The 24,477-nt window shown below is 70.9% G+C and carries 32 protein-coding genes; 20 read left to right on the top strand and 12 right to left on the bottom strand.

Annotated features, from left to right (window positions below):
- From ACFQW6_RS06825 to ACFQW6_RS06810, 4 genes are all read left to right on the top strand, one after another.
- The coding region (locus tag ACFQW6_RS06825; RefSeq protein ID WP_378542587.1) for a DUF222 domain-containing protein at positions 1 to 809 on the top strand (809 nt) is incomplete at its 5' end.
- A 122-nt stretch (positions 810 to 931) separates the two neighbouring features.
- A complete protein-coding gene (locus tag ACFQW6_RS06820) occupies positions 932 to 1,336 on the top strand; it encodes a VOC family protein (RefSeq protein ID WP_378542585.1) in 405 nt (134 codons plus the stop codon).
- A complete protein-coding gene (locus ACFQW6_RS06815) occupies positions 1,333 to 1,614 on the top strand; it encodes a winged helix-turn-helix transcriptional regulator (RefSeq protein ID WP_378542584.1) in 282 nt (93 codons plus the stop codon). The genes ACFQW6_RS06820 and ACFQW6_RS06815 overlap by 4 nt, the downstream gene beginning before the upstream one ends.
- Positions 1,615 to 1,755: 141 nt before the next feature.
- Positions 1,756 to 2,139 carry a hypothetical protein gene (locus tag ACFQW6_RS06810; protein WP_378542582.1) on the top strand — a complete coding sequence of 128 codons (384 nt, stop codon included), beginning with the start codon at positions 1,756 to 1,758 and terminating at the stop codon, positions 2,137 to 2,139.
- Between the two features lie 85 nt (positions 2,140 to 2,224).
- Here ACFQW6_RS06810 and ACFQW6_RS06805 read toward each other — a convergent pair whose 3' ends face one another.
- Entirely contained in the window at positions 2,225 to 2,818 is a 594-nt protein-coding gene (locus tag ACFQW6_RS06805; protein ID WP_378542580.1) for a D-alanyl-D-alanine carboxypeptidase family protein, read from the bottom strand.
- 86 nt (positions 2,819 to 2,904) lie between these two features.
- Between ACFQW6_RS06805 and ACFQW6_RS06800 the strand changes: the two genes are divergently transcribed.
- Positions 2,905 to 3,585: a response regulator transcription factor gene (locus tag ACFQW6_RS06800; protein WP_378542578.1), complete on the top strand. Its 681-nt coding sequence runs from the start codon at positions 2,905 to 2,907 to the stop codon at positions 3,583 to 3,585.
- Entirely contained in the window at positions 3,578 to 4,684 is a 1,107-nt protein-coding gene (locus tag ACFQW6_RS06795) for a sensor histidine kinase (RefSeq protein ID WP_378542576.1), read from the top strand. The genes ACFQW6_RS06800 and ACFQW6_RS06795 overlap by 8 nt, the downstream gene beginning before the upstream one ends.
- A 1,099-nt stretch (positions 4,685 to 5,783) precedes the next feature.
- Here ACFQW6_RS06795 and ACFQW6_RS06790 read toward each other — a convergent pair.
- Complete coding sequence (locus tag ACFQW6_RS06790; protein ID WP_378542574.1) at positions 5,784 to 6,233, bottom strand: hypothetical protein; 450 nt, start codon at positions 6,231 to 6,233, stop codon at positions 5,784 to 5,786.
- 257 nt (positions 6,234 to 6,490) lie between these two features.
- Here ACFQW6_RS06790 and ACFQW6_RS06785 point away from each other — a divergent pair, with 257 nt between their 5' ends.
- The 3 genes from ACFQW6_RS06785 to ACFQW6_RS06775 all read left to right on the top strand — a co-directional run bounded on the left by ACFQW6_RS06785 (position 6,491) and on the right by ACFQW6_RS06775 (position 7,836).
- Positions 6,491 to 6,613, top strand: a complete 123-nt coding sequence (locus tag ACFQW6_RS06785; RefSeq protein WP_378542572.1) for a hypothetical protein — start codon at positions 6,491 to 6,493, stop codon at positions 6,611 to 6,613.
- Positions 6,614 to 6,740: 127 nt separating this feature from the next.
- Positions 6,741 to 7,409: a maleylpyruvate isomerase family mycothiol-dependent enzyme gene (locus tag ACFQW6_RS06780; RefSeq protein WP_378542570.1), complete on the top strand. Its 669-nt coding sequence runs from the start codon at positions 6,741 to 6,743 to the stop codon at positions 7,407 to 7,409.
- Between the two features lie 70 nt (positions 7,410 to 7,479).
- On the top strand, positions 7,480 to 7,836 hold the full coding sequence (locus ACFQW6_RS06775; RefSeq protein WP_378542568.1) for a hypothetical protein: 357 nt from the start codon (positions 7,480 to 7,482) through the stop codon (positions 7,834 to 7,836).
- Between the two features lie 64 nt (positions 7,837 to 7,900).
- Here ACFQW6_RS06775 and ACFQW6_RS06770 read toward each other — a convergent pair whose 3' ends face one another.
- The 3 genes from ACFQW6_RS06770 to ACFQW6_RS06760 all read right to left on the bottom strand — a co-directional run bounded on the left by ACFQW6_RS06770 (position 7,901) and on the right by ACFQW6_RS06760 (position 10,616).
- Positions 7,901 to 9,025 carry a calcium-binding protein gene (locus ACFQW6_RS06770; protein ID WP_378542566.1) on the bottom strand — a complete coding sequence of 375 codons (1,125 nt, stop codon included), beginning with the start codon at positions 9,023 to 9,025 and terminating at the stop codon, positions 7,901 to 7,903.
- A gap of 190 nt (positions 9,026 to 9,215) precedes the next feature.
- Positions 9,216 to 9,944: a class I SAM-dependent methyltransferase gene (locus tag ACFQW6_RS06765; protein ID WP_378542564.1), complete on the bottom strand. Its 729-nt coding sequence runs from the start codon at positions 9,942 to 9,944 to the stop codon at positions 9,216 to 9,218.
- Positions 9,945 to 10,112: 168 nt separating this feature from the next.
- A complete protein-coding gene (locus ACFQW6_RS06760) occupies positions 10,113 to 10,616 on the bottom strand; it encodes a hypothetical protein (protein ID WP_378542562.1) in 504 nt (167 codons plus the stop codon).
- A gap of 505 nt (positions 10,617 to 11,121) precedes the next feature.
- On the opposite strand from ACFQW6_RS06760, the gene ACFQW6_RS06755 reads away from it, so the two are divergent.
- Entirely contained in the window at positions 11,122 to 11,796 is a 675-nt protein-coding gene (locus ACFQW6_RS06755) for a hypothetical protein (RefSeq protein WP_378542560.1), read from the top strand.
- Positions 11,797 to 11,951: 155 nt separating this feature from the next.
- Here ACFQW6_RS06755 and ACFQW6_RS06750 read toward each other — a convergent pair whose 3' ends face one another.
- Genes ACFQW6_RS06750 through ACFQW6_RS06740 form a run of 3 tightly spaced genes read right to left on the bottom strand, consistent with a single transcriptional unit; the run spans position 11,952 to position 13,434 of the window.
- A complete protein-coding gene (locus ACFQW6_RS06750) occupies positions 11,952 to 12,629 on the bottom strand; it encodes a maleylpyruvate isomerase family mycothiol-dependent enzyme (protein ID WP_378542558.1) in 678 nt (225 codons plus the stop codon).
- A complete protein-coding gene (locus ACFQW6_RS06745; protein WP_378542556.1) occupies positions 12,626 to 13,114 on the bottom strand; it encodes an SRPBCC family protein in 489 nt (162 codons plus the stop codon). Before ACFQW6_RS06745 ends, ACFQW6_RS06750 begins: the two co-directional genes overlap by 4 nt.
- Positions 13,111 to 13,434 carry an ArsR/SmtB family transcription factor gene (locus ACFQW6_RS06740; protein WP_378542554.1) on the bottom strand — a complete coding sequence of 108 codons (324 nt, stop codon included), beginning with the start codon at positions 13,432 to 13,434 and terminating at the stop codon, positions 13,111 to 13,113. Before ACFQW6_RS06740 ends, ACFQW6_RS06745 begins: the two co-directional genes overlap by 4 nt.
- A 172-nt stretch (positions 13,435 to 13,606) precedes the next feature.
- Between ACFQW6_RS06740 and ACFQW6_RS06735 the strand changes: the two genes are divergently transcribed.
- Positions 13,607 to 14,101 (top strand): hypothetical protein, encoded by a 495-nt coding sequence (locus ACFQW6_RS06735; protein ID WP_378542552.1) that lies wholly within the window; start codon positions 13,607 to 13,609, stop codon positions 14,099 to 14,101.
- Between the two features lie 47 nt (positions 14,102 to 14,148).
- Here ACFQW6_RS06735 and ACFQW6_RS06730 read toward each other — a convergent pair whose 3' ends face one another.
- Entirely contained in the window at positions 14,149 to 14,982 is an 834-nt protein-coding gene (locus ACFQW6_RS06730) for an alpha/beta hydrolase fold domain-containing protein (RefSeq protein WP_378542550.1), read from the bottom strand.
- Between the two features lie 348 nt (positions 14,983 to 15,330).
- Between ACFQW6_RS06730 and ACFQW6_RS06725 the strand changes: the two genes are divergently transcribed.
- From ACFQW6_RS06725 to ACFQW6_RS06705, 5 genes are all read left to right on the top strand, one after another.
- Entirely contained in the window at positions 15,331 to 15,471 is a 141-nt protein-coding gene (locus ACFQW6_RS06725) for a hypothetical protein (RefSeq protein ID WP_378542548.1), read from the top strand.
- A 23-nt stretch (positions 15,472 to 15,494) separates the two neighbouring features.
- The gene (locus ACFQW6_RS06720) at positions 15,495 to 16,121 is read left to right on the top strand and encodes a hypothetical protein (protein WP_378542546.1); all 627 of its coding nucleotides are present in this window, start codon (positions 15,495 to 15,497) and stop codon (positions 16,119 to 16,121) included.
- Positions 16,122 to 16,160: 39 nt separating this feature from the next.
- Entirely contained in the window at positions 16,161 to 16,520 is a 360-nt protein-coding gene (locus ACFQW6_RS06715) for a hypothetical protein (RefSeq protein ID WP_378542544.1), read from the top strand.
- A 105-nt stretch (positions 16,521 to 16,625) separates the two neighbouring features.
- Positions 16,626 to 18,278, top strand: a complete 1,653-nt coding sequence (locus ACFQW6_RS06710; RefSeq protein ID WP_378542542.1) for a helicase — start codon at positions 16,626 to 16,628, stop codon at positions 18,276 to 18,278.
- A 1-nt stretch (position 18,279) separates the two neighbouring features.
- Positions 18,280 to 19,254 carry a hypothetical protein gene (locus tag ACFQW6_RS06705; RefSeq protein ID WP_378542540.1) on the top strand — a complete coding sequence of 325 codons (975 nt, stop codon included), beginning with the start codon at positions 18,280 to 18,282 and terminating at the stop codon, positions 19,252 to 19,254.
- 6 nt (positions 19,255 to 19,260) lie between these two features.
- Here ACFQW6_RS06705 and cobU read toward each other — a convergent pair whose 3' ends face one another.
- Positions 19,261 to 19,788, bottom strand: a complete 528-nt coding sequence (gene cobU / locus ACFQW6_RS06700) for a bifunctional adenosylcobinamide kinase/adenosylcobinamide-phosphate guanylyltransferase (RefSeq protein ID WP_378542538.1) — start codon at positions 19,786 to 19,788, stop codon at positions 19,261 to 19,263.
- Positions 19,789 to 19,848: 60 nt separating this feature from the next.
- Here cobU and ACFQW6_RS06695 point away from each other — a divergent pair, with 60 nt between their 5' ends.
- Positions 19,849 to 20,703: an SDR family NAD(P)-dependent oxidoreductase gene (locus ACFQW6_RS06695; protein ID WP_378542536.1), complete on the top strand. Its 855-nt coding sequence runs from the start codon at positions 19,849 to 19,851 to the stop codon at positions 20,701 to 20,703.
- Between the two features lie 5 nt (positions 20,704 to 20,708).
- On the opposite strand, the gene ACFQW6_RS06690 is transcribed toward ACFQW6_RS06695, so the two are convergent.
- Both ACFQW6_RS06690 and cobT read right to left on the bottom strand, forming a co-directional pair.
- Positions 20,709 to 21,473 carry an adenosylcobinamide-GDP ribazoletransferase gene (locus ACFQW6_RS06690; RefSeq protein WP_378542534.1) on the bottom strand — a complete coding sequence of 255 codons (765 nt, stop codon included), beginning with the start codon at positions 21,471 to 21,473 and terminating at the stop codon, positions 20,709 to 20,711.
- On the bottom strand, positions 21,470 to 22,510 hold the full coding sequence (gene cobT, locus ACFQW6_RS06685; protein WP_378542532.1) for a nicotinate-nucleotide--dimethylbenzimidazole phosphoribosyltransferase: 1,041 nt from the start codon (positions 22,508 to 22,510) through the stop codon (positions 21,470 to 21,472). Before cobT ends, ACFQW6_RS06690 begins: the two co-directional genes overlap by 4 nt.
- A gap of 54 nt (positions 22,511 to 22,564) precedes the next feature.
- Here cobT and ACFQW6_RS06680 point away from each other — a divergent pair, with 54 nt between their 5' ends.
- From ACFQW6_RS06680 to ACFQW6_RS06670, 3 genes are all read left to right on the top strand, one after another.
- Positions 22,565 to 23,089, top strand: coding sequence for a 2'-5' RNA ligase family protein (locus ACFQW6_RS06680; protein ID WP_378542530.1), 525 nt, complete (start codon positions 22,565 to 22,567; stop codon positions 23,087 to 23,089).
- 33 nt (positions 23,090 to 23,122) lie between these two features.
- Entirely contained in the window at positions 23,123 to 23,326 is a 204-nt protein-coding gene (locus tag ACFQW6_RS06675; RefSeq protein WP_378542528.1) for a hypothetical protein, read from the top strand.
- A 559-nt stretch (positions 23,327 to 23,885) separates the two neighbouring features.
- The gene (locus ACFQW6_RS06670; RefSeq protein WP_378542621.1) at positions 23,886 to 24,461 is read left to right on the top strand and encodes a beta-eliminating lyase-related protein; all 576 of its coding nucleotides are present in this window, start codon (positions 23,886 to 23,888) and stop codon (positions 24,459 to 24,461) included.
- The last annotated feature ends 16 nt before the right edge of the window (positions 24,462 to 24,477 follow it).

The raw sequence follows: 24,477 nt of genomic DNA, 5'->3' as shown, positions 1-24,477 counted from the left end.
TCCTCGACGTCGTCGCCCCCGAGGTCGCCGAGGCCGCCGAAGCCGCCCGCCTGGCCGACCTCGAAGCCCACGCCGAGCAGCAGACCCGCCTGACGATGCGTCGCCTCGGTGACGGCACCACCCGGATCTCCTCCCGGGTCCCGGACGCCGCCGCGACCCGGTTCGCGACCTACCTCGAAGCGTTCACCAACCCCCGCGTCGAGCGCGAGCAGCACGCCCCGTCGACTCCCCACCCCGGGCCCACGCCGGGTGACCCGGTGGCGCGGCTGGCCTACCCGAAGCGGATGGGCCACGCGTTCGTCCAGCTCCTCGAGTCCCTCAACCCGACCCGCCTCCCGATCCACGGCGGGGACGCCACCACGCTCGTGGTGACCGTCTCCCATGACGCGCTGAAGGCGGACCTTGCCACCGCCGACCTCCTGGGCGCCGGCCTCGTCCCCGGCGACGACCTCACCGGTGACCGCATCACCGCCGCCCAGGCCCGACGCCTGGCCTGCACCGCGAAGATCCTGCCCGTCGTCCTCGGCGGAGACAGTCTCCCCCTCGACCTCGGCCGGACCAGACGCCTCTTCACCCCGACCCAACGCAAGGCCCTTCTCGTCCGTGACCGGACCTGTCGTGCCGAGGGCTGCGACATCCCAGCCACCTGGTGCGAGGCCCACCACCTCGACCCCTGGCACACCGGCGGCCGCACCGACCTCGCCAACGCGATCCTGCTCTGCAGCCACCACCACCACCGGATCCACGACACCGGCTACCGCACCGACCGACTCCCCAACGGCGACCACCGCTTCCACCGACGCAGATAGGCGGGGGAGTGACCGCAGCGGAGCCGCGTTCCGCCGGACCTTGCTCGAGCGCACGCAACGCCAGCCTTCGTGGTGCTATCCGGACCTTGACAACGCACTTGCATTTTACAAGTATGAACGGCATGAGCCTCTTCATCACCTGCCCGGTCGAGAGCGTCGAACGCGCGACCGCCTTCTACACCGCGCTGGGTTGGACCCTCAACCCTGAGATGTCCGACCACAACGTGTCGTGCTTCGCGATCGCTCCCGAGCAGTACGTCATGCTCGGCAGCCGCGAGATGTACGCAGGCGTGGGCGGCGTCGACGAGCTGGTCGGCGGCCCCGACACGCCTTCGAAGGTCACGGTCTCCTTCGACCTCGACAGTCGTGAGGCAGTCGACGCGATCGCCGAGCGGGCCGAGGTCGCCGGCGGGCGGATCGGTGACACCGACGACTACCCCTTCATGTACCAACGCCAGTTCGACGACCCCGACGGCTACCACTACTCGCCGTTCTGGATGAAGCCGGACGCCGATCCGGCCACGTGAGCGACCTCGCCGCGGCTCTTGACGTCCTCGGAGCGCGATGGGCACTGCTCATCGTGGAGCGGCTGCTCGACGGACCGCAGCGCTACGGCGATCTGCAGCGCGACCTCGGAGCTCCGACGAACATGCTCGCCACCCGACTGCGTGAGCTCGAAGCGGCCGGCGTACTCACCCGTCTGCCCCTGCGGCACAACACCCGGGCGTACGCGTTGACTGATCGCGGACTTGCCCTGCACGAGGCGATCGAAGCGCTCGGACGCTGGGGCGCCGAGCAGGCGTAGTCACGGTCAGCATTTCGCAGGCGTTTCCTCCAGGCACACCTCGCCCGAAGTGGGTGACCTGTGTCAGTTCCGTGTGACGGCTATCAGGCGTGGGTCAGCAAACTGCAGCGAACTGGTCCGCGATCTGCCGATAATCCCGGCATGGGGGAGCACGCATGTCCGAGCGACGGAGATCCTGACGGCTGGGCTTGGGGCATCGCGTTGGCACCGCTGCTACTGGTCCCGGCGCTCGTTGCGTTCTTCGTCACTGATGCGCGGCCGCTCGTGCCGTTGACGCTCGTCGTCGCTCTCGGGGTCGTGGCGGGCTCGACACTGGCGACCATGCGGGATGTACGGCGCCTGCGACTGGCAGGGATCCGCATGGTCGGGCTGTTCACCCCAGCCGTGCTGCTCTTCTATCCGATCGGGGCGATCGCCTACTTGGTCTACCGCACCCGCAAGGCTGGCCGCCGTACGGCCATCCCCTGGACGTGGATCCTGAGCGTCGGGGTGGTCGTCCTCCATCCGGCTCTCATTCCCGCCTGAGACAGGTCGACGGTGGACACGTCGACGCGATCATGCCGTGAGCGGAGCGACGACCAGGGCTGCGGGACGAGAGGCGGACGCGGCATCACATCTGCAGCCGGGGGTCGTCGCTCGGGTCGTCGTACGGTGGCGGACAGCCGTACTCGACGGCGTCGGGATCCAGCTCGAAGTGCCACGGTTCGTTGTCGTACACCTGGCACAGGCCGTAGTCCGGGCCGTGCTGCGCGAGCCAGTCGACGGCACTGCTCGGCCCGAGGTCGACGGCCGCGCCCGCCTCGTGCACGGACGTGCCGGGTCGCGCGACCCACGCCGCGGCCGCGGCCTCCGAGCCGCGCTCGGCGACTGCCTCCTCGAACAGCAACGCCTGGTACGTCTTCGAGCGCCACCCACTGTTGACGACGATCGCGACGCCTTGGGCGGACGCGTCCGCGGTGGCGGCGCGGAGCTGCTCGAGGAGCCGACGGTCGACACGGATCACCCCGGGGTGGTCGTCGTACACCGTCGTACCGGCCGGCAGCATGCCGTCCGCGAGACCGCGCGAGGCACCGGGCGGCGGCTGCGGCGGACCTTCGGGGACGGGTGCCGCCAGCGCGACGGGCGACGAAGGGGCGTGGGTCGTGGCGCAACCGAGCGCGAGCATCGCGACCAGGACGAGCACGGAGAGAAGATGTCGTGACATGCGATCAGTGAAGGGACCGCGACGTTGCCGGAGCGTATGCAATTTTCGATACGCCGACGACACACGACGCTCTCTACCATCGGGGCATGCGCGTGCTGATCGTCGAGGACGAGCCCCTGATGGCGGGCGCCATTCGCGACGGCCTGCGGCTCGAGGCGATCGCGGCCGATGTCGCCGGTGACGGCGATTCCGCACTCGAGCTGCTCACGGTGAACTCCTACGACATCGCCGTCCTCGACCGCGACATCCCGGGGCCCTCCGGCGACGAGGTCGCCGCGAAGATCGTCGCGTCCGGCTCGGGCCTGCCGATCCTCATGCTGACGGCCGCCGACCGGCTCGACGACAAGGCGTCCGGCTTCGAGCTCGGCGCCGACGACTACCTCACCAAGCCGTTCGAGCTGCAGGAGCTGGTCCTCCGACTGCGCGCCCTGGACCGCAGGCGCGGGCACCACCGGCCACCGGTGCGTGAGCTCGCCGGGCTGCGCGTCGATCCGTTCCGGCGCGAGGTGCACCGCAACGGGCGCTACGTCGCCCTCACCCGCAAGCAGTTCGCCGTGCTCGAGGTCCTGGTCGCAGCGGAGGGCGGGGTGGTGAGCGCCGAGGAACTGCTCGAGCGGGCCTGGGACGAGCACGCCGACCCGTTCACCAACGCCGTACGCATCACAGTGTCGGCGCTGCGCAAACGCCTCGGCGAGCCCTGGGTGATCGCCACCGTGCCCGGGGCGGGTTACCGCATCGACGTCTCGGACGCCGACCGTCGTGGCTAGGCCACCGGGCCCCAGCGTCCGGCTGCAGCTGACCCTCAGCTACGCGGGCTTCGTGCTCGTCGCAGGCGCTGGTCTGCTGGCCGTGGTGTGGGTCTTCCTGCTGCGCTACGTGCCCGACGAGGCCGGGTCCACGAGTGGACTCGGCGCACCGGACGGCGCGTTCGGCAGCACGTTCATGCCGGGTCGCTCCGACCTCTGGGACGCCTTCGCACCCAAGGCCGCACTGATGATGCTCCTGCTGCTCCTCGTCGGGCTGGCCGGCGGCTGGGTCCTCGCTGGCAGGATGCTCGCGCCGCTCGACCGCATCACCGCGGCGACGCGCGCCGCCGGCAGCGGCGCGCTCGACCACCGCATCCGGCTGCCCGGCCGCGACGACGAGTTCCGCGAGCTGGCCGACGCCTTCGACGCCATGCTCGAGCGGCTCGAGCGCCACGTCGCCGAGCAGCAGCGTTTCGCGGCCAACGCCTCGCACGAGCTGCGGACGCCGCTCGCGATCACCCAGACCTTGCTCGACGTGGCCGCGAAGGACCCCGACCCGGACGTCGACCTGCTCGTCGAGCGGTTGCGCACCGTCAACACGCGGGCCATCGACCTCACCGAAGCGCTGCTGGTGTTGAGCAGGGCGGACAAGCGCAGCTTCGAGCGTGAGCCCGTCGACCTGTCGCTCCTCGCGGAGGAGGCGGCCGAGGTGCTGCTCCCGCTCGCCGAGCAGCGCGGCGTCACGATCACGACCGCGGGCGAGGCGGCCGCGACGTCGGCCTCACGTGCGCTCCTGCTCCAGCTGACCACGAACCTGCTGCACAACGCGATCGTGCACAACGTGCCGTCCGACGGCGGCGCTTGGGTCACGACCCGGACCACCTCGTCCGGGGTCGCCCTCGTCGTCGAGAACACCGGCGACCACCTCGATCGGCTCTTCGTCGCGGCGCTGGCCGAGCCGTTCCAACGCGGCACCGGACGGCTGCACGACGACCACGGTGGCGTCGGCCTCGGCCTCGCGATCGTCGAGCGGATCGCCGCGGCGCACGACGGGACGCTCTCGCTCGACCCGCGCGCGGGCGGAGGGTTGGTCGCGACCGTGAGCCTGCCGCGACGCTGACCGGTCGCGACGCCTGAGACGCTGCGCGTCCCAAGTTCGCGGACCACCCGGGCGAGAATCCGCGCTGAGAGGAGCAATGCTCGCGTGCCCCCGCGGTTGCGGGCGAAACCACGTCTGATCTGGGGTCTCCGTGGGGTGCACTGTCTTCGCGTCGTTCTCACAGTGGGAGGTGAACGACCAACCCTCCAGCACCCGTTCTGAGTCCGTCGGGGCGAGCCGCTTTCGCTGTCCTGGTAGTCGGACCTGGAGTTCTGCGATGACCGCTCGGGTGGTTTCTGAGCTCCCTGTCATGCCGAAGGCCGGCGATCCGGGGCGCCGGACGGACGCACTCATCGCGGCATGAGCGGATGTTGGACTCGGCGAAGGACCAGAGCCAGACCAGATGAGTCAGTGCGGTGATCGTGGTGCACCAGGTACGTCATGAGGACCACACTGCTGGCTGAGGCGCTCGCATCGCGGCAGCTCCGGGCGAGCGTAGCCGCCCTCAACGCGGCAGATGCGTATCTCTAGCGACGCTGGCCGGGACGCCGAGCCAGAACGAGGTGCGTCAGGTACCCCAAGCCAGTCGCCGCCAGTCCAACGACGAAGTTCCACTCGTCGTTGTAGTTCACAGCCGAGGCCACAGTGACTCCTCCTACAACCAGCGACAACGGCACAGCCGCCCACCGCGCCATGCGGCCCGCTCGGACGGCCGGGTCCAACGACCACCAGTCTTCGGTGGCTCCAGCAGGCGTGCGTGCCGATGGTGCGTGCGCCGGACCGTGAGCCGTCGACCTTCGGACGTAACAGTCTCCATGGACGAAGGCTGACACAACACCAGACTGCCAGTGCCGCATTCAGGGGTATGTCGGGGCGCCCGCTCATCGGCAGATGCCCAAGCTCATCGCGGCGATCCGGAAGTCCGCCTACGTCCACCCATGCTCGCGTACGTGAGGCGATCTCACTCCTAGCCAGACTCGTATGCGCCCCGACCCATGTGTTGGTAGGAGGCGGGTCATCGCGTCGAAGTACGAGTCGTCTTCGACCGTCCACACGCGCTGAGCAAAGGACGACAGCAGCGCACGAGTCTGTTGGGCGCCGCGCGGGCGAGCCCCGCGAACTAGCCGAGGCCTGACCGCGCGTAGCGATCCAGAGCCTTCACCCACTCCCGCGCGATCAGGCGCTTGAGGGGGAAGCGCCCGATGAGGGACAACATGACCTTGTCCCTTGTTCGGGTGGCGCCGGTGTACGTCCAGTCGGCGTGCACCAGGGTCCGATCGCCGTTGGAAGGGACGGTCCGCACGAATCCGGCACCGGATCCGCCCCAGCTGCACTCCTCCACCGTCCACTTGATCACGTCAGGTTCGGACCAGTCGTAGCGGCAGACGACCCAGAACGGCGAACCGCTGGTGCTCTCACGGGCCACTGCCCACGTGTCTCCGAGTGCTCGCAACTCGTACGTTTCCCGGTCCAACGTCTTGCTCCAGATCTCAAGACGACGATCGGTGAAGTCCGTCAGGGCATCGCGAACCTGCTCAGGAGAAGCGCGGGTCGTGACGTCGAATCGCACGCGACTAGTTGAGCACCGACGCCTGGGTGCGTCCAGCGCCGGTGAGACCCTGCACAGTTGTCTGCGCCGGCGACGCTCTTGCCCGTTGTGCACGTGGCCAGCCAGGCGCCGCCTGGCACGTGAGCGATCTCGAAGCTGTTGGGCGGCAGCCATCTGCCTGGCGCCGCGGGATGGAACGTCGCAAGCTGCGTCACAAGTTGGGGCAGACGACGTCTCCTAGTTGAGGACACCGCGGGGTGAACAGACGGGTAGGGACTGTGCAGATCATCGAAGCGACCCGGCACGAGACCGACAGCGTCTTCGACGCCGGCTTCTGGCTGGACTGCGAGCGCGAGGCCGCTCTTGTCCTCCAGGCCATCACCGGCGACGACGGCGAGTAGTGCGGTTGTCCCGCAGTCGCGCCACCACAGTTGGTCGGGACGCGCGGCCGCGGCGAGCGACGGGGGTGCTGGCGGACGTGGAGAATGAGTGACGAGCGAGTCGCCTGACTGGTTGCCGCTACTGCGCATGCACACCGAGCGATTCGGTGACGTTGCTCGGGATGCCGAACTCGACGCACCGGTGCCTTCTTGCCCGAATTGGTCACTGCGAGACCTTGTGGTGCACCTGGGCGGTGTCCATCAGTGGGCGACTCACGCGGTGGTCGAAGGCAACCCCAACCTCCGACCGGAACCGCCCGCCGACGAAGGGCGCTCAGGGTTGACAGCGTGGTACCGCCGACACGCCTCGCACCTGGTCGAGGTGCTGACCACGACCGCGACGGACGCGCCCGCGTGGACCCTCGACGACCGAGACCACACCGCGCAGTTCTGGATGAGGCGCCAGGTTCACGAGACCGTGATGCATGCGTGGGACGCCGAGAATGCGCTCGGCCAACCTCGACCGATGGACCCCTCCCTGGCTTGGGATGGAGTCCTCGAAGTCAGGGACGTGATCTACCCGCGGCAAGTGAGACTCGGGCGCGTTCAGCCCCTGTCACGTGCCGTCCGCGTGGTTGGTTCGGACGTCTCCGGCGACGCCGTCATTGGCGGCGACGGCGACGGCGACGGCGAGTCGATTGTGCTTCGAGACAAGGCGGAGACGCTTCTGAGGTTGCTGTGGCATCGTGCGGATCCCCACGTCCACGTATCTGACCTACAAGCGCGCGGGCTCTTGTCAGGTGCCTTGACCCCGTAGCCCTCGCCGTACGCACATCCGCAGAGCCGGTCGAGCGGATCTGCAGGGATGCGGTCACTAGGCTCATCGCGTGACCTCACTACGTGTTGCGGACGACGAGGCGTGGTGGACGGCCCTCGGTGTGGTGCCAGCCGCCGAGGCACGTTCGGGGGAGGAGCTCGTCCGTGAGCTGATCTACCCCGTCACGGACAGTGAGGCCGTCCATGTGACGTGGGACGTCACCGACAGCAGTGTGCGTGTGCGACACCGCCGAGCCGAAGCCACTGTGACGGACCTCTTCCGCGAGATGGCGACCCTGGTCACTGTTGCTGGCACCGCGGCCATGGCAGAGATCTTGATCGAGTACGGCTCCCCGGCGTACTCAGGGCGATTGCGCGTGCGGGTGTTCCCCGAGGTGCACGTCGAGGACACCCTCGTGCGGTCCTAGCAGACGTCCAGGCCTGGGCGATGCCCGCAGAGCTGCCGAAGAGAGCGAGCCAGTCTGTGAAGGCTCAGCGTTCGCAGCGGCGCTCTCGCTCGGCGACACACCCATCCCGTCCCGAGCCTCCGTCGGCGTGGTCACGCCCACGGTTGCCGAGGAGGACGTCTCGTCCCGAGTCGCCGCGCAACATGTCCCGCCCCTGGTTGCCGCGAAGCACGTCCGAACCCCCACCTGCGGACAGCTCGTCATGGCCCCTGCCACCGAGCAGCACATCGGCCAAGAAGCCACCCCGCAGCTTGTCGCTGCCGGCGTTCCCGATCAGTCGGTAACGTCCTGCGGCCTTCGGCCCCCCGACAGCATCGAAGGGCCCGATCATCTCGTCGTCACCCGACCCGCCACGCATCGTCGTCTCGCTGGTCTCACTCAGACATTCGAAGCTCGGCGCGTCCTCGCCCACGTATCCGTCGAGGTAGTCGTCACCGCCCTTCCCGACGATGGTCACATGGCATCCCGAGGCCCGCAGCATGTTGTCCTCGGCGTTGCCACGGACGATCGCGAGGGGAGCAACGACGCTCACGATGCTGAAGCCAGCGATGTCAGCCGCCTTCACCCCGGCCACCGCCAGGTGTCCGGCCAGGTCGATCTCCACGCCTTGGTCGGCGCTCCACACCGTGATGATCGAACCCTGCACGGTCGTGTCAGCACCCGCCCAGGCCGTGCTGGCGTACGTGCCGAGGGGGGCCGTCACAGGACCGGACACATCAAGTTGGACCTGGTCTGCGCTCACCACGTCGTCATCGACACCGTGCGCGTCCACCTCGTCGTGGGCGGAGCTGCCGATGTAGTGGTCGAGCCCGTTGCCCAGGTTGGCCTTGGTCAATGACGTCGACGACGCAGCTCGACGTGAGGCGTCGACGACGTCATCGCCCTCACCAGCGAGCACATAGATCCCGCCAAGGACGTCGGACGACACGCAGATCAGGTCGTCGCCCGCTCCTGCGTACGTGGTTGCTGAGGCTCCGGTGACGATGACGTCGTCACCCTCGGTCCCCTGGATGGGCGGGCCGGTTCCGACGATCGTCGCGGGTCGACCCTGGCAGGTCTCGGCAGCCGCCGAAGCGGCCGCTGATGGTGCGCTCAGCAGCACCCCGGTGACGATCGCGGTGACAGCAGCTGTGGTCGAGCGTCGAAGCATGGCCATCTCCTCGTGGGCTGAACTACCGGGTGCCGACATGAGCGACGATACGAAGTGAGCTCGTCGTCCGTCATGTAGTGGGATGCGCCCGGGTCGCCAGTAGTTGCAGGCTGCCCGGCCAACGGACGCGCGACGACGAGGACCGCGCGCAGTCGTCTCGGTCGACGACCAGCCTGCGACGCTCGTCCGATCATCGGTCTGCGCCGGCTGCGAGTGCCGCCACCCAGAGTTCCTCCGCCGGCCACGCTGCCGCCCACTGTGGGGACACGATCTCGTAGAAGGGGTGGTCGAGGCCGTCGGCCGGCGCGTACAGCTCGTGCATCGCCTCCACGACAAAGCCGGACCGGCGCAGCTGCCGGATCCACTCGCCATGTGAAGGATGGAACTCGAATCCGCCGCCCGGCCACTGAACGCGGTGGACCTCGCGCTGCCCGCGCAGCAGCCGATCCTGCGCCACGCCGCCCTCAGCCGGGACGCACAGCGTCGACAGGTTGCTGTTGGTGAGGAAGGCCAAGCGGCCGCCGGGGCGCAGCAGCCGGGCGGCCTCGGGCAGCCAGCGCTCCGGGTCGCACCAGGCCGCCGCGCCGTGCTCGCTGACGATGAGGTCGAACTGCCCGCTGGCCAGCGGGACCCGCTCCGCGTCCCCCTGCACCAGCGGGAAGCCTGTACCGAGCCGCGCCTGGAGCTGTCGTGCCGTGCCGAGCTGCTCACCGGAGAAGTCCACCGCAACCGGCCGCGCACCTGAGCGTGCGAGCCACGCCGAGACGTAACCGGTCCCGCAGGCAAGGTCGAGCACGTCCAGGCCTCGGACGTCACCGAGGACACCCAGCTGGGACTCGGGGACGGAGAACAGCCCCCACGTCATCTCCGGCCGGCGCCACATGCCCTCGGCCGCGGCGTCGGTGTAGCGCTCGTTCACGATTGCCCAGAGCCTCCGGTTCAGGGCGATCTCTGCGGCTCTGTCCTCCGGCACCGGGACAGTCTCTCAACAACCGCACGGCCGGCGGGCGCTGCCGGTGCACCGGCTCGTCGCCGTGAATTCCTTGGCCCGGACGTCCTGTCCGCGTGGACCGGGGGCCGACAGCGGTCAGCCGACCTCGATGTGTCCGCGATACACGTAGGTAACCGTGTCGCCGATGATGTCCTTGAAGTCGAGCCGTCCGGTCGCTCCCTCGAAGCCGCCGGTCCCGGAGCCTGCAGCGATCGGGTGCTGGCACCGTCCGTGGATCTCGACGGTGAAGTCAGCCTCGTACTTGCCCTGGAACCGGTAGTTGGTGGTGAAGGTCCCCGTCGCGCCGCCGTTCAGCGACCCGACGAACATCTCATGACCGCTCTCGATCCAGCCCCCGGACGGCGTGAACTTGGTGTCCACCACCCCGGTGTACAGGCAGCCCTCCAGCGACCCGGTCAGCCGCAGCCCCGGATAGCTGGTGAAACCTGCGGGCGGCGAGTCGCACACGGTCGTGTCGTAGCCCGCGTCACCACCGATCTGCGTCGTCCCGGCCGCACTCGCCGGGGCCATCAGTCCTGTCCCCAGCAGCCCGCCCATCAGCATGCCGAACATCGCGAGTCGTCGAATCGTCGTGCGCATGATTCCTCCATCAGCCGGGGGCATCTGGAGCGACGCGGGTTCGCCGTACCTGACCGAGCGACCTCCTTGGCACTCTGCCGGACAACCCGGCCATTGCCCATCAGGGCTAGTCCGCGCGTAAAAGCGTCGTCCAATGAGGAGTCCGTGTCCGCGGCCCGTCCGCTGGGCATCGTCTGTCGGCTCCATGCTCACCAAGAGAAGTTGTAGCGCCTCGTTGCTCGGCTCTCGCTCCGCGTACTGCCAGACAGAGCGATAGGCGGCCTCGTAGCCTCCGCGACGGTGAGTTGGCGCTCCACAGCACTCATGCGCTCACCGTAGATGCGCGCATTCGAGGCGCGTACACCGGCATGAGCTCACTCGTCCCTTCAGATCCGGATGTCGTCAACAATCTCCTGAACCACGACACCTAGGGTGGTCAGATGCAACGGGGGTCCATCTGTCCGAGCCCGGATGAGGCGCGGGCGAGCGTCGCAGGCGCCTTGGTTCAGAGGCTTCAGGTGTGCGCGTGAGGGTGTTCCGCGGCGCTGGTGACACGTCCGTCCTCGACTGGACCCAGCCGGTGCTTCCGCCGCTGCCCGATGGAGAGGCGCAACATGTTCGGGGGTGGGAGGTCTACGGCGCGAAGGCCAAGCACCCGCCGCAGACGGCGCCCGGCTACCTGGCCGCGCAGCGGCTCGGCCTGCTGCCACCCCCTGCACCGGCGACTCCGCCAGAGCGGCTGCCCGGCCTGCCCGCCCACGCGATGCTGCTCACGGGCATCGGCCTGTTCTTCGGCACCATCCTGTTGGTGCTCGTGCTCCCGGACAACACGCCGGGGCCTTTGTACGCGGCCATGGTGGCGGTCGGTAGCGCTGGCGCGTTCTGGATGATGTGGCGCCTCGGGGCCCGCGAGCGTGAGGAGTTCGAGGCGGGGTACACCTCGCGTTCCGCCTTCCTGGGTCTGTGGCGGCTGGGCCGTGGCGGTGCTGTGCTGCGCGAGCCCGACCGTGACGTCCCACCGCCCGGGTTCTACCCCTCGCCGTACCAGCCCGGGTTGCTCCAGCGCTGGGACGGCCCCGGCTGGCACCCGTTCACGCAGAAGTGGCGGCGCCGGCCGTACAACTGGCTCCGCTGGCCTGAGCGCCCGTACCTCGACGGCGTACCCAACCATCCGAACCATTCTCGCGCCGGCGACGCGTAGGCAGACACCTCAAGCTGCGCGACATCGCCGCCGAGCTCGTGCAGAACGCTGACGAGCGCTTCACGACGCCACCCCTCAGCGCTGACTGTCTGACCACCCATCCGTTCACCGGCATCACCCGGTGCGCGGGTCACGCCAGATCCGGACCTCTGCAATCAGGTCTCACGAGTGGTGGGTCCAGTGCCTTGCGATCTCCGGCTGCGGGCGGTGATCCGGTCAGCGAGCACCGATGCACCCTCCCCGGTGAGCTGGTCCAGCGCGTCCGGACGACCGGCGACCGCCATCAGGAGGGCCTCGCCAGGGCCGCTGACCTCTGGTCCGTCTCCGCGGGACCAGGAGAGGTCTGTGGCGGTGAGGCGCAGGCCCTTGGAGTTGCGCTTCGAGGGGAGGGTGGGGGCGCCGAGGGAGAAGTCGAGGACCGGGACGAGGCGGTGCTCGGGTATCTCGCGAGCGAGCCCCAGGGGTCGGCGGATGTCTTGTTGGTGGATGGTCCCGTCGGTCAGGGCGATCCCGCCCTTGAAGCCGGAGGTGAGGCCGCGTGGCCGTTGGTGCCGTTCGACGAGGTCGATGATGTCGGCGGCGGTGAGGTCGCGGTACCGGGTCAGTGCGACGTCGTTGACGGTCCGGACGCGCAGTCCGCCGCGCAGGAACGTCGCGACGATCCCGGGTGTGCTGAGCTCGTCGTAGCTGACGATGTGGACTGCCACGTCGCGCACCGTCCAGTCAGGACAGAGCGAGCGCGTCTCCCATTGGGTGGGGCTGAGCGTACGGAGGAGGGCTGCAAGGTCGGCACGTTCTTCCTCGGCCAGCCTCATCAGGTCCACCTCGGTCATGGAGTGCCTCCCGGGGTCTCGGCCAGTGCGGTGTAGCGGTCGAGGTAGGTCGGCCAGCCATCGGGGGCGTCCAGTCCGGCGCGGAGGGACTCCCAGCCGTCGCCGTGTCGGTCGATGTGGCGGTGCACCAGTGTCACGCGCGTTCGCTGGTCTGGTTCGGGAGTGAAGGTGACGTCGACTTCGCTGGTGCGGGCGGGGTCTGAGGTGACGTGCCAGTCCGGTCCGATGTTCCAGGTGAACACCAGCCGGTCGGGCGGGTCGAAGGCCACGACTCGGCCCCACTGGCACGTGGTGCCGTCGACGCCTCGGTCGTAGATCGCACCGCCGGCGCGTTGCTCCATGACGGTCTGCTCGATGGGGACGGCGAGCATGTTGTGCTCGCGTGGCTTGAAGCGGTCGAGCTCGGTGAAGAGCGCGAACGCCTGCGCTTGGGGTACGTCGATCACTCGTTCGTGACGGACCGAGCCGTCGCTCTCCACTGTCATCCGATCTCCCTCTCAGGCTCTGGTGCCGCCGCCGACGCGCCCAGGTTGTCGAGTGCCCCGGACCAGAACTCGTCCAGCTGCCCGCGGTACCGCGCCAGGCGTTGGGCGTCGAGGCTGTAGACGCGGTGCCTGCCCCGGGCAGCGTCCCGGACGACGCCAGCGTCCTTGAGCACCTTGAGGTGCTGACTCACCGCCGGACGGCTGATCGGCATGACGTCGGCCAGGTCGGCCACAGTGCACGGCGCCAGGGAGAGGCGCTCGATGATCGAGCGGCGGCTGGGGTCAGCGAGGAGGGACCACGCATCCGACTGGTGAGCCATCATGAACGCGTAAGTTACCACTTACCGATCCCGATCGACAGGACGTGCGCCTGTCTGATGGCGATGCCACCCCGGCTGCCGCCCTGTCGGGAACCTTGACACCTCCCGCCGCCTCGCTAGGTTGGATCGAGCCGGCGAGGACGTCCTCGCCAGCGCTGGAGAGGCGAAACCCATGCGCCGAATTGTTGTCCTGGCCGTGCTGCTGCCCCTGCTGATGCTGGTCCAGGCCGGGCAGGCAACGGCCGCGACGTCCTGCCACCAGATCAATGCGACGGGCGCTGGACAGGGGGCTGCTCCGCGGCCGGGCGACCCGCCGGGCCTGATCCGGACCGTCGCCCAGATCCGTGGGGGAGGACTGCTGCAAGGGACGACGGAAGCTGCCTTCCAGGTGACCGGCCCCACGCCGACCGGGATCGCGTTCGCCGGCGACATCACGTTCACCACGAATCGCGGGACGCTCTCGGTCGACCTCGACGGCACGCTCGACCTGACGACCGGCGAGTTCCGGGCCTCGGGCGACGTGAGTGGGGCGACCGGCAAGCTCGACGGGGCGACCGGCGCGCTCACCCTTGTGGGAGTGCAGGACCTGCAGGACCCAGCCGGCAGCTTCGTGGAGACGGTGTCCGGCGAGGTCTGCCTCGACCTGGGCGGGAACGGCAGGAAGTAGCCCGAGGCGCCGGGTCGGCCGATGACGGTCGCTGCACGGGGGCCTCGTCAAGCGCCCAGGTGCTCGGCGAGGAATGCGACTGCGGACTCGAGGGCGGGAGATGGGTCCGCGCCCACGAAGCAGTGGCCGCCTTCCGGGACGAGCTCGAGGCGCACAGGTGCGCCGACACGTTCCAGGGCGGCGGCCAGACGTTCACTGTGCCCGGGTGGTACGACGGTGTCCTCCGCGCCGTGCAGGAGCAGCATCGGCGGTGCGTCGCCGTGCGCGTGGTGGATCGGGGACGCGGCACGGGCGGCACCAGCCACCTCAGTCGCTCGTCGTCCCAGCAGGAGGTCTTCCGGGTACGGCCCCGCCCAGGGCTCATCCCCGGTCCCGTCGGGACCATCGGGACCGAACGCGAGGAGATCGGTGACGGGGTACATCGGCACCGCGGCCGCGACGGCGCTGCTCGGGCCCACGACGCTGCGGTCGGTCGGAGCAACCGGGCTGTGGCCGGTGAGCGCGACCAGGGCCGCGAGGTGCCCTCCGGCGGACTCACCGGAGACGCCGATGCGGTCGGCGTCGATACGGAGTGGGCCGGCATTCGCACGGAGGAAGCGGAGCGCGGCCTGGGCGTCTGCGAGCTGCGCGGGATGGTGCGCCTCGCCCGACAGGCGGTAGTCGATGGTCGCCACCGCCATCCCCGACGAGACCAACAGCCGGAACCACTGGTCGTCGTGTCCCCAGTTCCCCGGTGGGAATCGTCGATCACCCTCCCGCCACGCGCCTCCGTGGATCCAGACGACGCACGGCACCGGTGCGCCACCTTCGCGGGGCAGGTGCACGTCCATGAGGAGCGGGCGGAAGCCGGTCGGACGGGCGTAGGTGACGCCGTCGAGCACCATTCGCTCGTCCGCCGCGCGCGGAACCGGTAGGTCTGGCAGCTCGGGGACGATCGCCGGAACAGGAGCGAGGGGCGCCGCTGCTCCAGAAGGCGTTGGCTCCATCTGCTGCACCCCTTCACTGCCGTTGACCGCCGTCCGAGAGCATGCCCACCTGGTCGTCGACGATCAACCCTCCCACCCCACGCATCGAACCGCTCCACCCATGGGTCGTGCTCGAGGCTCGGCGCCGGCACGCTCGTGCTGGAGCGCAAGCGGTGGCAGACTGTGGTCCCTCGACATCCTGGGGGTCCCCATGCCAGTCAACCTGACGCCTCGTGGCGCACCGCGGCCGTCGAGGCGAGCGAGATGACCTACCTCGTCGTCGTTCTCGTCGTCCTGGGGATCGGCCTGGTCATCGAGAACGCTCTTCGCGGCCCCGTGAAGGCGACCAGGACCGGCAGTCAGGCCGCCGGCGGAGGGGCCGGCGGAGACGGCGGCGGCGGATAGCGCTGCAGGCCTAGGCTCCCGGCATGGGAATCGTCCACCACACGGCCAGCCTGTCGCCCACCAAGCAGGAGCTCGTCGAGGCGTGGCTCCCGAGCCGCTCGTGGGCCGAGGGGCGGCAGGTCGCCGGCAAGGTCGCGGAGTACCGCTTCGACGACCCCGGTGGCGAGGTGGGCGTCGAGACGATCCTCTGGCGCACTGACGACGGCACCGTCCTCCAGACGCCGCTCACCTACCGGTCCGCGCCCCTCGACGGTGCCGAGGCATACCTCGTCGGCACCACGGACCACTCGGTGCTCGGCCAGCGCTGGGTGTACGACGGGTGCGGCGACCCGGTGTGGGCCGCCACGCTGGTCGACACGATCTCGACAGGTGGCCGGCAGGCCCAGATGTTCATCGAGCAGGACGGCCGGCGCGTCGACATACCTCCCCGGCTGCAGGTGCGCGGCAGCGGCAGCGACGACCCAGCCCCTCGGGTCAGCAGCATCGACCGGGTGTCCGACGAGGCCGCCGTCACGGTCGTCACCGCGGGTGAGCTCGAGATCGTCGTCGCCCGCGTCGTCGGTGCCCCGCTGGGCAGCGGCGCGCACCTCACCGGCAGCATCGACAACACCGGCGAGGCGACCGTGCTGGCCGTGCTTCGCCGCTCCTGAGGATCGCCCGACGACCCCTGCGACTCCTACACTCGCCAGATGGCGGACCTCGACGCTGTCGAAGCTCGGATCTGGGCGCTCCTCGCCCCCTACCGGGACGAGCTCGAGGACGCGACCATCTACGGCATGCCGTCGCTGCGCTGGCCCGGGTCCGGCAGTCACGACTACTTCGCAGCAGTGAAGCGGAGCGCCCACAAGGTCAGCCTCTACGCGATCGCCGTGGACACGTGGCCCGAGGCACTCGAGGGATCCTCCGAGGAGCTCCGGTCCCGCCGCACCGGCAAGGCGACCTTCTCCTTCCCGTCATTGGACGAGGAGCTCGCGTCGGAGCTCGAGCTGTTCCTGCGGCGGCTGTACCAGCCGTACCGCGAGCACCACGCGAGCCGCACCCGTTCGTAGCTGATGCCCCGGTACCGTCCGGGGGTGGCCAGCTCGCGTCGATCCAGTGCTCGTCGACGCAGCGCATCCGCGCGCCGGAGCGGCACCCGACAGCAGCAACGGCCGTTGCCGGTCACCGGGCCGGGCGAGCGGCTGTGGGTGCTGGACGTCCCGTACGGGACCCAGGTCGACGGTGCCACCTGGCACCGGGCCGTCAGGACCCACCTCTACGTGGGGCGCGACCTGCCCGCGCACCTCGCGCCCTACTCTCCGGGCCCCTACACGCTGGGTCGGTTCATCGAGAACACCCTCAATCCCGACCGTCCGACGCCCAGCCCCGAGCCGACCGATGACCTGGAGCCGAGGAGGATCCAGTTCGAGGCAGCCGATGCGATCGCGGCGCGCGCCGAAGCGGGGGGACGGCAGTTCCTGCTCGCCGACGAGCCCGGCGTGGGCAAGACGATCTCCGCGGTCCTCGGGGCGGCAGCGGTGGGCGACCTCCGAGGCGCCCGCCGGGTGCTCGTGGTGGCCGACCGGCCCGCCGCGATCACGATCGGCCACTGGTGCCGCACGATCACGGCGCTGGGGGACGGGGGCCTGGAGTGGGTCGTGATCACGTGGGACCGGCTCGAGAAGGTCAAGGACCACACGTGGGACGTGATCATCGCGGACGAGGCGCACGCCCTGCGACGTACGACGACGAAGCGGTGGAAGCTCTGGGCGCGGATCTCCGGGCACGGGCGGGCGCACGACGAGGCGCCGTTCGTCATCGCGACCACCGCGACGCCCGGACACACGCCGCTCGAGCTGCCGTACCTCGCTCCGGCGTACGCGCAGGTGCTGGGCGAGTCGATGCGGGAGTGGACCTCGGCGACGCAACCGGGGGACATGTTCGCCACTGCGCTCGAGCGCCACGGCGTCGGGGTGGAGCGGGGACGCTACGGCGCGACGTGGACCACCGATCCGGCGCGGCGCGCCGCGGACCTCAAGCTCGTGCGCGGCTGGCTCGACGAGGAGCGGCCTCCGGCGATGCTGCACCGTGCCGCCCCCTGGGGACCGGTGCCGATCTCCGGCATGCCCGTGGCGCTCACGCCGGCCGAGCGAGCGGCGTACGAGGCCGAGTGGGGAGAGTTCTGTCGCGAGATGGACATCGCCCGGCGCGGCCGCAACGTCGCCAAGGGTCGAGCCGCGCTCCTGCGCTTCCGGCAGAAGGCCGGGCTCATCCGCGTCGACTCGACGGTCGCCTGGATCGCCCAGCAGGTCGAGGCCGAACGACAGGTCGCGTGCTCGGTCGAGTTCGTTGCGACCGCCGCCGACCCGATCGCCGACCGGCTGCGCGACTCGGGCATCGAGGTCGCCACGATCTACGGCCGTCACCGGTTCGACCCGGAGGCCGAGCGGCTTCGGTTCCAGACCGGGGCGGCGAAGGTCTGCGTGTTCACCACGGTCGCCTCGATCAGCCTGCACGCCGGAGAGACCCTCGCCGACGGCCGCAGTGCGAGCACGGAGCCTCGGGTCGGTGTCTTCCACCAGGCCCGCTTCTCGGGCATCGCCGGGCGTCAGGTGACCGGCCGCACCCACCGCGACCACCAGGTCTCGCCGTGGCACATCGCGTACGCCGAACGGACCGTCGAGGAGCAGGTGGGCAAGGTGATGGTGGAGCGGATCGCCGCGGCCTCCGACACGGTGGGCAGCGACACCACCGGCCTCGCCGACCTCGCCCAGCTCCTGGGAGCCGACTGGCTGCCGGTGACGAGCCTGACCGAGGACGGCGCCTGAGGTGCGGCCCGTCGCCGCCCTGCTCGCGGTGCTCGGCGTCTCGGTCGCCTGCACAGCGACGTCGTCGGGTCCGGGACCGGACGTCGACCGGACCGGCTGCGGGCCGGTGTCGTACGCCGACGTCCGCGGCGAGCGGCCGACGTACGGGCCGGACGAGCTCGCCCGCTTCCCGAACGACCACGCGATGTGCGCAGGTCGGTGGGTGCCGGGCGGGGACGGGTGGCTGGTGCCGCAGGGGATGACGGCGAAGGACGGGACGGCGTACGTCGCGAGCTTCGACGGGACCCAGGTGGGCGGTCAGCGCCTCTGCACGATGCAGTCGGTGGACCTGAGGTCCGGCGAGATCATCGAGTCGCGCTACCCGGTGCGCGGTCGGATCGGGCCACGACAGCCGACCGAGTGCCGGCACGGCGGAGGCGTCGTCGCCGACGAGCACGGGGTGTGGCTCGCGGAGACGCAGCGGCTGTGGCTGCTCGACCCCGACACCCTCGAAGTGGAGCGGGGCTGGGCGTTGGCGGAGCCGGTGCGGGGTTCGTTCGCGGTGTGGGGCAGGGACGGTGAGCTCGGGCTGGGGAGGTTCCGGGCGGAGAACCCGGCCCGGCTCTGGTGGTTCGACACCGATCGGCTGCTCGAATTGTCGTCGTACGAGCTCAGCCAGGCGGACGCGATCGGTGAGGTGAAGGTGCCGCCGGACACCCAGGGTGCGATCTGGGCCGAGCTCGGGGGAGTGGGGCCGGGGCTGTGGTTCGCGCGGTCCAACACGACGTGCGGCGTGCTCGTCGGTCCGGACGGGAGGAGCCGGTCGTTCGTGCCCGGCGCGGAGGGGATGGCGCTCACCGAGCCCGACCAGCTGTGGGTGGTCAGCGAGTCGGGGTCGCGGCTCTACCAGGAGAAGGGGCGGCCGATGACGCCCATGCTGGCCCGCTTCGACACCTCCGACCTCGGGTCGTGGGCGGCGCCGGCCTGCAACCCCTGACGCCGCTCACAGTCGCAGGACCCGGCCGGCGACGACGAGGTGCACCTCGTCGCAGGCGGCGGCGACGCGCTGGTTCACCAGGCCGAGCAGGTCGCGGAAGAGCCGGCCGGAGCGGTGCTCGGGCACGATGCCGAGGCCGACCTCGTTGGTGACGAGCACGACGTCCTGCTCGCAGCGGTTCAGTGCGTCGACCACCTCGTCGGTGCGGGCGAGGACGAGGGTGTGGACCGCGTCGGAGTCGTGCTCCCAGGCGTCGTGAGCGTCGATGATCGCGGTGAGCCAGGTGCCGAGGCAGTCGACGAGCAGCGGGTCGCCGGCACCTGCGATCACGCCCGCGAGGTCCTGCGTCTCGCGCGTGCCCCAGGCGTCGGGGCGGCGGGCGCGATGGGCGTCGATCCGGGCGGCCCAGTCGGGGTCCTGCGCGCGGTCCGGCGGGGTGCCGGTGGCGACGTACGTCGCGGGGGCGCCGCCGATGAGGTCCTCGGCGTGCGTCGACTTGCCCGACCGCACTCCGCCGGTGACCAGGATCCGCATGGCGCGCATCCTGTCAGAACCGCCGGGAATCGGACACAGACGCGTGGGTACGGGTCCGTCATGACCTCCGAGACGACGTCCTTGTCCGCCACCGACGGCGCCACACCGACCGACACCCCGCGTAGGGACCGCCCGCTCGCGGTCGTGACGGGGGCCTCGAGCGGCATCGGTCTCGAGCTGGCCCGGCAGTTCGTCAACCACCACTTCGACCTCATCGTGGCGGCCGAGGACGACGAGGTCGCCGTCGCGGCCGCGGTGCTCCGCGCGGAGAGCAGCGGCCAGGTGGAGCACGTCCAGGTCGACCTGCGGGACGAGCAGGGCGTCGCCGACCTCTACGCCCGGATCCGGGCCGGCGGGCGCCCGCTCGCCGCGATCGCCCTCAACGCGGGCCACGGACAGGGCGGCGCGTTCATCGACACCGACCTCGCCGACGAGCTGTCGATCATCGACCTCAACATCACCTCGACGGTACGCCTGGCCAAGCTCGTGCTGCGCGACATGGTGGCCGCCGACGAGGGGAGGGTGCTCGTGACGTCGTCGATCGCCTCGACGATGCCCGGCTCCTTCCAGGCCGTCTACAACGCGTCCAAGTCGTTCCTCCAGTCCTTCACCGAGGCGCTGCAGAACGAGCTCAAGGACACCGGCGTCACCCTCACCTCGCTGATGCCCGGCCCGACCGAGACCGACTTCTTCGAGCGGGCCGACATGGCAGACGACACCAAGGTCGGCACGTCGAAGAAGGACGACCCGGCGCAGGTGGCGCAGCAGGGTTTCGAGGCGCTGATGGCCGGCAAGGCGCGCGTGGTCGGCGGCGGCCTGAAGACCAAGGTGCAGGAGGCGGCCGGCAAGGCGATGCCCGACAGGCTCAAGGCGGCCATGCACCGCAGGATGGCGGAGCCGGGCTCCGGCGACTGACCCGGTCAGGCGGTGGCTGCCGCCAGCACCAGCACGGCGAACGAGACCTCCACCGCCGCGCCCAGCACGTCGCCCGTGATCCCGCCGAGCCGTCGTACGCACCGCAGCATCAGGGCGAGCACGACCGCCACCATGCCCACCACCCCGAACACCGTGGACCACGCCGACCCCAGGCCGTGGCCGGCCAGCCCCACGACGACCCCGACCACCGCGAGCGAAGCGACGGCGGCCACGACCGGCACCGCGCCCACGTGGGTCACCCCGAGCCCGTCGGCGCGGGCGGCGGGCACGCCACGCACGCAGGCCAGTGCCAGCGCCGCCCGGGATGCGCACACCAGGACCCCGGTCACCCACCAGCCGTGGTCGTGCCGCACGACGGCCGCCAGCCCGGCCGCCTGAAGCCCCGCGACAAGCACCACAGCGACGACGCCCGCAGGTCCCACGGGGCCGGTGCGCATCACGTCGAGCGAGCGTGCGGGGGAGTAGGACGCGGTCAGGCCGTCGGCGGTGTCGGCCAGGCCGTCCCAGTGGAAGGCCCGGGTGCCGAGCGCGAGCACCAGCAGCACGACGTACGCCGTCGCGAGCGCCGGCAGCCCGACCCAGCCGGCGACCAGGACCACGGCGGCCGCGGCCAGCCCGAGAGGAAGGACCGCCAGCGGCGCGAGGACCATCGCGACGCCCGCCACCTGCCGGTCGACCCGGCTCGGCGGCGGGACGCGGACGGCGGTGAGCGTGCCGCTGGCGAGCAGCCACGCGTCGCGGACCGTCACGAAGGCAGGATCTCCGAGAGCAGCGCCACGTCACGCAGCACCGCGATGCCGGAGCGCAGCACCGGCAGCGCCGTGACGGCACCCGAGCCCTCGCCCAGGCGCATGCCGAGGTCGAGGAGCGGCTCGAGGCCGAGGGACTTCAACGCGTGGCCCTGGGCGGGCTCGGTGGAGCGGTGGCCGGCGAGCCACCAGGCTGCCGCCCCGGGTGCGTGGGCCTCGGCCACGACCGCGCAGGCGACCGACATGAGGCCGTCCAGCAGGACCGGCACACCGCGGGTGGACGCCTCGACCAGGAAGCCGACCGTGGCGGCGAGGTCGGCGCTGCCCAGTGCGGTGAGCAGCTCGACGGGATCGGAGGTGCGGCCTTCCGCGCGCGCGAGGGCCTGCGCGATCACGTCCCGCTTGCGGGTCCAGCCGGCGTCGTCGATGCCGGTGCCGCGACCGGTCACCTCGTCGGCCGGCAGGCCGAGCGTCGCGGCGACGAGCGCGCCGGCGACCGTCGTGTTGCCGATGCCGAGGTCGCCGGTCATCAGCAGCTGCGCGCCGTCGGCGACGAGCTCCCGGGCCAGCTCGGCGCCGAGGGCGATCGAGCGCTCCGCCTCCTCGCGGGTGAGCGCGTCGGTGAGGTGGATCGCCCCGGAGCCGCGCCGGACCTTGCGGGCGGTGACCTCGGCCGGGAGGTCGGCGAGGTCGGCGTCGACGGCGACGTCGAGCACCGTGACCGCGACGCCGTGCTCCCGCCCCAGCGCGCTGACGCCCGCGCGGCCCGCGACGAGGGTGCGCACCATGGCCTCGGTGATCGCGGCGGGATAGGCCGACACCCCGTGCGCGGCGACGCCGTGGTCGCCGGCCAGCACCACGAGGCGTACGTCGGTGAGCGGCCGCGGCGGTACCACCCCCTGCGCCGCCGACAGCCAGACCCCGAGCTCGCCGACCCGGCCGAGCGCCCCCGGCGGGGTGGCCAGACCGGCGAGGCGCTCGCGGGCGAGGGCAGCGGTCTCGGGGGAGGGCGGGGCGACGCGGGGCGATTCGTTCATGGCGGCAGCAGCCTAGTGACGGCCGCGTCGGCGTGGCCTGCCAGTCTTGGCCACGTGACCGGCCACTCCGTCCTGCAGCTCCCGGTGCCGGCGCTGGAGGGATGGGTGCGCGACCGGACCGCGCACTACGACGCGGGGTTCGTCTCGGCCGACCCCCGCTTCGGGCACGCCCACGTCACGGCCCTCGGGCCGTTCGCCCCGACCCCGAGCACGACGGACCTCGAGACCGTCGCGGGGCTCGCGCGCGCAACCCCGCCGGTCCGGGTGCGCCTCGAGCGCCTGGGCCAGTTCCCCAACGGGATCATCCACTTGGTCCCCGACCCCGACGACGCGCTGCGCGACCTGACCGCGCGGCTGGTGTCGGCCTTCCCCGCGTGGCCGCCGTACGGCGGTGAGTTCGGCGCCGACGTGCAGCCGCACCTCACGGTCGACGCGGCGTCCGACGACGTCGACCTGGCCTCCACCGCAGCGTTGCTCGCGGACGTCGTCCCCGTCGACGTCGTGCTCGACCGGCTGCAGCTCGCGTGGTGGGAGAGCGACCGCTGCCACGTGATGGCGGAGTGGGTCCTCGGTCGTTGACCGGTGCGCGGACCGGCATGGCAGGATCACGGCATGGCTTCCTGGGCACACCTCGAGATCACTGTCGACGACCAGGGCAACGTGGAGGTCGGCGGCTACAACGCCGACCCCGAGGCGCTCGTGGAGGACACCGAGTCGTGGGAGGACCTCCTCTCCACCCTCGGCGTCAACGGCTGGGAACTGGTGCAGGTCATCCCCGGCGTCGAGACGACCTACTGGTTCAAGCGCCAGTCCTGACGCCGGCCCGACGTTCCGCCCTGACGCCGGCATGAGCGACCTCCTGGACCGCTTCCGGGCGGCGTCGGCATCGGCCGACTGGATCCTCCACCGCCCGCCGTCGACGCCGGCGGCGATGCTGCGCGAGCTCGCCGACCACGCCGAGGCCAACGACCTCGCCTGGGACCGCTACGGCGAGCGCGGCGCGGTCGCCCAGCTCGAGACCGAGGTCGCCCGAGCTGCTCGGCAAGCCCGCCGCGGTGATGTTCCCCAGCGGCGTGATGGCGCAGCAGGCGACCCTGCGGGCCTGGTGCGACCGGGCCGGATCGCGCCGCGTCGTGCTGCCCGACCTGTCGCACCTCGTGCACCACGAGCAGGACGGCCCCCGGCGGGTGCTGGGCCTCGAGCTCGAGTGGCTCACCACCGGCAGGCGCACGGCGACCGCCGACGACCTCACGGCGATCGGCGGCCGGCTCGGCGCCGCGATGGTCGAGCTGCCGCTGCGCGATGCCGGCTGTCTCCTGCCGTCGTGGGACGAGCTGGTCGCGCTGTCCGCGGCCGCCCGCGAGCGTGACGTCGCCTGCACGCCGACGGCGCCCGGATCTGGGAGTCGGTGTCCTACTGGGACCGCAGCCTGGCCGAGGTCGCCGCCCTGTTCGACTCGGTCTACGTCTCGCTCTACAAGGGGCTCGGCGGCTCCAGCGGCGCGCTCGTGGTCTGCCCGGACGACCTCGCCGGGGAGCTGCGGTCGTGGCGGCAGCGGATGGGTGGCACGCTCTTCTCGCTGACCGCCCCGGCAGTGGGCGGGTTGATCGGCCTGCGCGAGCACCTCGGCCGCTTCGGCGACTACCGCGCGTGGGCCGTCGAGCTGGCGGCGGCCCTGCGCGACCAGGGGTTCCGGACCTTCCCCGACGAGCCGCACATCGGCACGTTCCTGGCCTACGCCCCCGGCACCGCCGACGAGGTCAACGAGCGGGTCGTCGCCTTCGTCGAGGAGCGGGGCGTCGTCACGTGCGGTCTGTGGCGCGACGCCCACGTGCCGGGCTGGGTCGAGACCGAGCTGACCTGCTACGAACCGGCGATCAGCCACAACGCGGCCGAGGTGGCCGGTCTGGTGGCGGCGGCCGTCGGTGGTGGGGGCTCGCGCGGGTTCTGACGACCGAGCACCCGTG

The organism is Nocardioides sp. GCM10028917, from assembly GCF_042666175.1.
Lineage (GTDB): Bacteria > Actinomycetota > Actinomycetes > Propionibacteriales > Nocardioidaceae > Nocardioides.
Note: the sequence above shows the minus strand (reverse complement) of the source record. Positions and strands in the feature narration are given on the sequence as shown.

Bases quoted from the DNA above. Each gene is read 5' to 3' on its own strand.
- ACFQW6_RS06820 (WP_378542585.1), top strand. From the start codon at position 932: ATGAGCCTCTTCATCACCTGCCCGGTCGAGAGCGTCGAACGCGCGACC.
- ACFQW6_RS06810 (WP_378542582.1), top strand. From the start codon at position 1,756: ATGGGGGAGCACGCATGTCCGAGCGACGGAGATCCTGACGGCTGGGCT.
- ACFQW6_RS06805 (WP_378542580.1), bottom strand. From the start codon at position 2,818: ATGTCACGACATCTTCTCTCCGTGCTCGTCCTGGTCGCGATGCTCGCG.
- ACFQW6_RS06800 (WP_378542578.1), top strand. From the start codon at position 2,905: ATGCGCGTGCTGATCGTCGAGGACGAGCCCCTGATGGCGGGCGCCATT.
- ACFQW6_RS06780 (WP_378542570.1), top strand. From the start codon at position 6,741: ATGCACACCGAGCGATTCGGTGACGTTGCTCGGGATGCCGAACTCGAC.
- ACFQW6_RS06770 (WP_378542566.1), bottom strand. From the start codon at position 9,025: ATGCTTCGACGCTCGACCACAGCTGCTGTCACCGCGATCGTCACCGGG.
- ACFQW6_RS06760 (WP_378542562.1), bottom strand. From the start codon at position 10,616: ATGCGCACGACGATTCGACGACTCGCGATGTTCGGCATGCTGATGGGC.
- ACFQW6_RS06750 (WP_378542558.1), bottom strand. From the start codon at position 12,629: ATGACCGAGGTGGACCTGATGAGGCTGGCCGAGGAAGAACGTGCCGAC.
- ACFQW6_RS06745 (WP_378542556.1), bottom strand. From the start codon at position 13,114: ATGACAGTGGAGAGCGACGGCTCGGTCCGTCACGAACGAGTGATCGAC.
- ACFQW6_RS06740 (WP_378542554.1), bottom strand. From the start codon at position 13,434: ATGGCTCACCAGTCGGATGCGTGGTCCCTCCTCGCTGACCCCAGCCGC.
- ACFQW6_RS06735 (WP_378542552.1), top strand. From the start codon at position 13,607: ATGCGCCGAATTGTTGTCCTGGCCGTGCTGCTGCCCCTGCTGATGCTG.
- ACFQW6_RS06725 (WP_378542548.1), top strand. From the start codon at position 15,331: ATGACCTACCTCGTCGTCGTTCTCGTCGTCCTGGGGATCGGCCTGGTC.
- ACFQW6_RS06720 (WP_378542546.1), top strand. From the start codon at position 15,495: ATGGGAATCGTCCACCACACGGCCAGCCTGTCGCCCACCAAGCAGGAG.
- ACFQW6_RS06715 (WP_378542544.1), top strand. From the start codon at position 16,161: ATGGCGGACCTCGACGCTGTCGAAGCTCGGATCTGGGCGCTCCTCGCC.
- cobU (WP_378542538.1), bottom strand. From the start codon at position 19,788: ATGCGGATCCTGGTCACCGGCGGAGTGCGGTCGGGCAAGTCGACGCAC.
- ACFQW6_RS06695 (WP_378542536.1), top strand. From the start codon at position 19,849: ATGACCTCCGAGACGACGTCCTTGTCCGCCACCGACGGCGCCACACCG.
- cobT (WP_378542532.1), bottom strand. From the start codon at position 22,510: ATGAACGAATCGCCCCGCGTCGCCCCGCCCTCCCCCGAGACCGCTGCC.
- ACFQW6_RS06675 (WP_378542528.1), top strand. From the start codon at position 23,123: ATGGCTTCCTGGGCACACCTCGAGATCACTGTCGACGACCAGGGCAAC.